This is a genomic window from Prevotella sp. MGM2 (genome assembly GCF_002933955.1).
In the GTDB taxonomy this organism is placed as follows: domain Bacteria; phylum Bacteroidota; class Bacteroidia; order Bacteroidales; family Bacteroidaceae; genus Alloprevotella.
This window is the reverse complement of record NZ_BEWW01000248.1, coordinates 1-1224: the sequence shown is the minus strand read 5'-3', so window position 1 is coordinate 1224 and position 1224 is coordinate 1. Positions and strand designations below refer to the sequence as shown.

Here is a 1224-nt window from a genome sequence, read left to right as displayed (position 1 = left end):
CTCTCTTCATTGTATAAAACAAATTGATTAAGTTATTGAATGTGGTCTTGGTCAGCACCTCGACCGATTATCGGGAGCAAAGTAAGGTGCTTTAGTACAGTCATTCAAGCGTTTGGATTCTCTTAGACAATTTTGTGCGGTTCTGCAATATGGTGATGGAAACAGCGGTGAGAAGTTCTACGATTTGCCGGAGATGAATAGCGGAACGGATAAAGGTGAGATATAGGGTAAGTTTGAATTAAGCCCTTATTTTCACTCTTGCTGCATCCCTAATTTTCAGAATTAAGGGAGTTAGCGTACTTACAACGTATGCCAACCTCTACCACTCTGTGCCATATGCTACCAGTAATGGCAATATCCATTGTCGGGTAACAGATTCCATATTTCTTTGCAGCCAAAGGAATGATAGCAGTCTTAAAAGGTGGAGCGGAAATCATGGTACACAGGCTTGCTTACGGGGAATCGACAGGCAGTAACCCGGACAATGACCACCGTATCAGCGCAACATGCTGCCACTTACGGAAAAGCCATTGCCGGACAGCGGATTCTATATTCCTTTGCAGCAAAAGAAACAATAACAATTAAAAGAAAGACAATATGGAAATCGTATCAATCGAAAGAAAGACCTTTGAGGCGATGGTCGCCAAGTTCGACCGCTTCGTCCACCGAATGGATGCCATCTGCCATCGGCATGGGGAAAAGACAATGAGCGAGTGGATGGACAATCAGGACGTGTGCCGGATGCTCAACATCAGCCCACGCACGTTGCAGACCTTGCGTGACAACGGCACGTTGGCGTACAGCCAAATCAATCACAAGACCTACTACCGTCCCGAAGATGTGAAGCGTATCGTCTCCATCGTGGAGGACAGGAGAAAAGAAGCAAGATTCAAAGGCAGGACTATATGAACTGAATATAATGACAATACCCACTAAATCCGAATAGTATGAATGAGTTGATTAACAAAGACAGCGAATGGATAATCCACTTCATGGGCAGCCTTGACCGACTGCTTGACAATGTAGAGTATCTGACCGCCAACTACCGCCCGACATTGGGCGGTGAGCGGTTCTTCACCGACAAGGAGGTGTCGGCACGGTTGAAGGTGAGCCGCCGGACGCTTCAGGACTACCGCAACGAGGGGCGTATCGCCTATATCCAATTGGGTGGTAAAATCCTCTACCGTGAATCCGACATCGAAAGGATGCTGAATGACGGCTACC

Annotated in this window: 2 protein-coding genes; both read left to right on the top strand. The window is 46.8% G+C overall.

The features are described 5' to 3' along the window. Nucleotides 1-597 precede the first annotated feature (597 nt). Nucleotides 598-909 (top strand): helix-turn-helix domain-containing protein, encoded by a 312-nt coding sequence (locus C5S62_RS06300; RefSeq protein WP_057327944.1) that lies wholly within the window; start codon nucleotides 598-600, stop codon nucleotides 907-909. A gap of 38 nt (nucleotides 910-947) precedes the next feature. Next, nucleotides 948-1224, top strand: a 277-nt coding sequence (locus tag C5S62_RS06295; protein ID WP_104404551.1) for a helix-turn-helix domain-containing protein, incomplete at its 3' end; no start/stop codon positions are given.

What these genes read in the sequence shown, in the direction of transcription:
- C5S62_RS06300 (WP_057327944.1), top strand. Translation starts at nt 598, where the DNA reads ATGGAAATCGTATCAATCGAAAGAAAGACCTTTGAGGCGATGGTCGCC.